Origin of the sequence: Psychrobacter okhotskensis (genome assembly GCF_013248965.1) — a bacterium.
Classification (GTDB): Bacteria; Pseudomonadota; Gammaproteobacteria; order Pseudomonadales; family Moraxellaceae; genus Psychrobacter; species Psychrobacter okhotskensis.
In genome coordinates this window covers 1-4,722 of the sequence record NZ_JABRVQ010000051.1, presented here as the reverse complement: position 1 = coordinate 4,722, position 4,722 = coordinate 1, and the positions used below count along the sequence as shown (strand labels likewise).

Sequence of the window (4,722 nt, the reverse complement as noted above, 5' to 3'; positions counted from 1 at the left end):
CAAACCGTGAGACCGCACAGCTTCAACAATTATTTAACACCAGCTGAAACAGAGAGACGTTACTTTAATCAAAACCTCTTATTAGGTGTCCTAAATTAGTTGACCACTACAGTAATACAGATAAAGACGGTTGGTCAGAAAGGTTTCAATCTAATAGTGAAGACGATATTGAGGTGGTTTTGAAACTTGATTGGCAGAGTGATAATGAAAGGAGTAAGTAATGTCTTCATCTACAGGTACTACAAAATCTACACCCAATAATAATAAAAAAGTAAAAATTTCTCCTCCTATCGAGTTATTTTTACTATTTTGGGTTGATGAATGGGATAGTGGAACAAAAATGTTTTCTGAGTCAGCACAAACGAGACTAAAAAATATTAAAAAATCAAGCTGGTACAAGTCTAGTATTCATAAGGTTCACTGTCCTCCAATACAAGCCTTACAAGAAATACAAGTCATAATAAATAATTATATAAAAAAATACGGAGGCAAAAGTAAAGTTAGAACTAGAGAAGTAAGTATATTTTCTCATTCTGGAACTGATGGGCCTATCACTTATGATACACCTAACGACCCTCCGCTTAATGACAAAAAAAAGCAAATGCATATAGATGGCTGGTCAAGTATAGATTTTAACTGGGCTACATACAAAGGTGTAACTACAACTAGATGTGTTTTCTTTGGATGTAGATCTGCCTTAAAAACTAATTCTTTTGCTAAAAGAATTTCAGCATTACCGAACTATTCTACTGTTGAAGTTATAGGTCAAAGCACATCATCCTTCCCTTCTGTATTTCCTGATTACCGAGTAACGACAGGCGCTCGAAGTATTCCTATATTTGGAGGAGCAGGCTGGGATATTGCCAATACCTACATGGTAGGTAGCTTAGGCGGCAAGGGTCTTGATTCTATAACTTGGCAGGGAGTAGAAAAACCCAATCTTAAAGATTTTCCAAAAGCGGAAGTTATGAGGTTCTATAAAAATAACACTATTACTAATAATTCTCATCAAGGTATATTCAATGATCATAGGTAAGAAATACTATTGCATACCTTTTATTGTAATTATTCTATTATTAACTATATATTTAGTGAGTAAAGTTATGTCTATTAACGCAGAAAAAAACCTTTATATAGATATAGATGTCGACAAACATTTACAGGATAATATTGTGGTAAATATTGAGTTATTAAGGAATAGTCATGAATATAGTGAGTATGTTGAAACTAAGCTAATTAGTATTCATAATCAAGAAAAATACAGTAACTCGACGAGAAAAATTGATCTTGATAACTCCTTCGTTTATGAACTATTCGTCAACTATAAAAACAGAAAATTTTTTAGTATAAGTAAAGATCAAATATATGATCATTACAATACAGATGTAAAGAATAAATTCAAAATACTAGAAATAGACAATCAAATCTATCTGCTAGATTACGGTTTATATAAAAAAAATGAAAACTATGGTACTACTTTCGATACTTATCTGTTAGAAGAAAAAAAAATATCAGAATTACCTGATTCTAGAAAATTCACTTATTCTTCAGACCATGACCGATTTATAATTCAGCCGATGGATATGGACTCAATAAATTACTTTTCAAAACTTTCATATCCTGAATTGGAAGAATTTAAATTTATTCTTAGTGATCAAAAAAAGATTGAAGAGCTGAAAGCGCAGTAAAGTATATTAATAGACTGCACTAACAAATGATGGTGAGCACTCATAGAGCCGATGATCAAACGCTAGTTCAGTCTATCGGTGATAGCGAGCATCTGATTAATACGGGTAGCTTATTATCATCAAGTCGCCCTAGCCTATTTGCCACGGATAACGAACAAGCGGTCGAAAGTGGTTATCGCAACACGGGTAACGGTTTATCGGAATGGATCACTGATCACCGTACAGAAAAAGCGTACTCTCAGCTAAAAGTAGACAGTGCTGGGATATCTGCCAGTCTAAAAATGGGGGTTATCAATCCATCAGAAACCACCAAACGTCAAGGTATCAATGCGGCTACTAATGCCCAAATCAATATAAAATCAGGCGAAGCGCTCGTTCTCTCCACCCAAGCACAAACCCACGCTCAATCTGGACAGCATAACTATCAACAGCATACCCCGACGCTGACGCAAACAGCATTGGGTGGTCAACACTTAGCTGAGCGACTCACGCAATTGGCAACGGGACTAGGCAGAAACGTCAAAGACCATGCCAATATTAAAACTCAGTTAGAGAGTATCGCCAAGGAACAAGACACTAAAACCCATCAGCAAACACCTTACACGCTAATCGACAGCGCAGCAGACACAAGTTATGTCAGTGACGATATACTGATTCATAGAACTATGGGTGAGATGATTAATACCACTCAGCAAGATATGAGTATTAGTAGTGGCGATAGTCATAATCAAGTGAGTAGTGAGTCACTCAATATCATAGCCGATGGTCAATTTAGTATGACCAATGCGAAAGACAATATCACCCTCTCCGCCCATACGGGTAAGCTTGAAGCCACGGCTAAGCAGGATATAAACATCGCCTCCTCGACCAAAGAGGTTGAGATAGTCGCAACGAACAAGATCACGCTGACGGCTGGTGGTGCGAGTATTGTCTTAGAAGGCGCTAATATCACTATCGCCGCTAAGCAGTTTACGGAGAAAGCTGGGAAGCATAGTAAGGCTGGAGGCGGTATGGATGGGTTAGGATTGGCGGGGTTACCACAACATATCGTTAAACTAAAAAATTCAGTACTACGAAAACCAGATTGGGTTGCTTTTGAAGAAAATACTCTTGATTTAGCTGGAATGAAATGTCGCTTGACTCTAACCAATGGAGATTCTATAGATTCAATATTTGACGAAAACAGTTATGTAGAGTTTAAAGATATATACGGCGAAGAAGTAAGAATATTTGAAATTTTATTTGATGAAAAGACTAAATCTAAAAATAGCTTAGTTGACGATATATTAAAATTAATGTCCGAGTAATATTAAATAAAGGAGGTTTCTATGAGCGGTTACACAGGAGTTAGTGATTATAACTCTGCCACTAGAGCTTGGAAAGATAGAGTTTATCTTGAAGAACAAGCTAAAATTAATAATATAAATTATGTTGATGGGACGGAAGTCCTTAACCATTCTATCAAAGGATTTGAAGGTGCAGCCTCTAAATTCGCTAAAGATTTCATAAAAGATGCAAATGCTAGAATTAACTATACTAAAAAAATAAAAGAGATTTCTAATGAGACTTTAAAGGCAGTAGATAGTGGAAAGATTACTGTTGTAGAAGGTTTAGAGTACAGTAGTAAAATGCGTAACGTAATTATGGAAGAAACAAGAAGTATAACATCAGTACAAAGTCAGGCTGGGGCAATTAAAATGAAGAAAGTTGGAGTTAGTACAGAAGATCTAATGGATAAGTATTCAGAAAAACTTTTTTCCAAAAAATTTAATAAACTAAGTCCAATAGAAAAACAAAAAGTACAATACCATATTATAGAGGCTTCTGGTAGGAACCGTAAAAGTGTAACAATAAAAGTAAAACGTTTAAAGGTATTAGGTAAGGTTCTTTGGGTAGTTACTGCTGCCTTAGCAATCTATTATATTGCTACAGCAGAAAATAAAGTTAAAGAGTCATTTGTTCAAGGTGGCACTATTGGTGGTGGCCTAGCTGGAGGTACGCTTGCAGGAATGGGAGCATCAATAATCTGTGGGCCTGGTGCTCCTATATGTTTCGTTGCCGTAATACTAGTTGGTAGTGTGTTAGGAGGACTAATAGGTTCGGAAGTAGGTGAAGCTCTATATGAAGAGGCGGAGGAGTTTACTACATGGAAGGTATTGTGAAAAAAAGAGAATTATGGTCAGCATTATCTGAATTATTTGTTGATAATGAAATAAATTACGATGCTATTGCGAAGAAAGTTCAAAGTTATTCTTTAGATACAATTGAATATTCATTGTTTTATGAAGTAGCCCCTATTTGTTCACTAAATTTTTCAAGCGTTATACCTGCTGTGTGGTCTTTTTTTGAGATTGACACTATTGCACCATTAATTGAACAACATATCTCAAGATATAATAATGAAAAATTATATAAATTAAAAGCTGACTTTTTAGTAAAGTATTATAAGTTTCACTATAAATCAGAATGGTTGGAATTACAAAAAGAGATTATTTTTTTGAAAAACAATTGAAATACTTAGAGGTTAACCAATAACAGGGATGGTTATGTTTAAATATAAACTTCTAAAAGTAACCTTAATATTAGCATCACTATCTTTTTCAACTACTGCCTGCCAAGCAGAAAAAGAGAGCACTATGCCTTATAAACCTTTAGAAATTTCATTAAACATGACAGCTAAAGAGTTATACGATGCCAACCCTGAGTATAAAGCGTTTCAAGAAGGAGACGCTCAACCTATGGGAGCCACTTTCCAAGGTTATGACTTTCCAACAAGCAACATGGGGAAAGCAATTTTCCATTATTCTGATGATAGTTTTAAGATTGACCAAGTTGTCACTATTTTAGCTATGGATAAGGTAACTAGCGAGCAGAGAGGGTTGAATAAAATTACAGTTGATTTTTTCTTCGACACTACAGACAACGGTATATCAGACGAAGATGCCTATCAGAAAATGATGGCTTTCTTTAAAGAACTACAAGATAAAGGTTGGACTTATGCTAAAAGTTTAAGTGAACCTCGTTTAAGCCCTAA

5 protein-coding genes and 1 pseudogene are annotated in these 4,722 nt (G+C 35.2%); all 6 read left to right on the top strand.

The genetic code is table 11. From position 1 onward, the window contains the following. Positions 1-220 precede the first annotated feature (220 nt). A complete protein-coding gene (locus tag HQR03_RS13940) occupies positions 221-1,036 on the top strand; it encodes a hypothetical protein (RefSeq protein WP_025652075.1) in 816 nt (271 codons plus the stop codon). A 67-nt stretch (positions 1,037-1,103) separates the two neighbouring features. Beyond that, complete coding sequence (locus HQR03_RS13935; protein WP_156915640.1) at positions 1,104-1,688, top strand: hypothetical protein; 585 nt, start codon at positions 1,104-1,106, stop codon at positions 1,686-1,688. A gap of 32 nt (positions 1,689-1,720) precedes the next feature. After that, on the top strand, positions 1,721-2,995 hold the full coding sequence (locus HQR03_RS13930; protein WP_173240624.1) for a DUF2345 domain-containing protein: 1,275 nt from the start codon (positions 1,721-1,723) through the stop codon (positions 2,993-2,995). A 21-nt stretch (positions 2,996-3,016) separates the two neighbouring features. Further along, a complete protein-coding gene (locus tag HQR03_RS13925; protein WP_025652072.1) occupies positions 3,017-3,850 on the top strand; it encodes a hypothetical protein in 834 nt (277 codons plus the stop codon). Beyond that, the gene (locus tag HQR03_RS13920; RefSeq protein ID WP_025652071.1) at positions 3,835-4,200 is read left to right on the top strand and encodes a DUF7079 family protein; all 366 of its coding nucleotides are present in this window, start codon (positions 3,835-3,837) and stop codon (positions 4,198-4,200) included. Before HQR03_RS13925 ends, HQR03_RS13920 begins: the two co-directional genes overlap by 16 nt. Before the next feature lie 34 nt (positions 4,201-4,234). Then, positions 4,235-4,722: pseudogene (locus HQR03_RS13915) on the top strand (hypothetical protein); the annotation flags it as partial.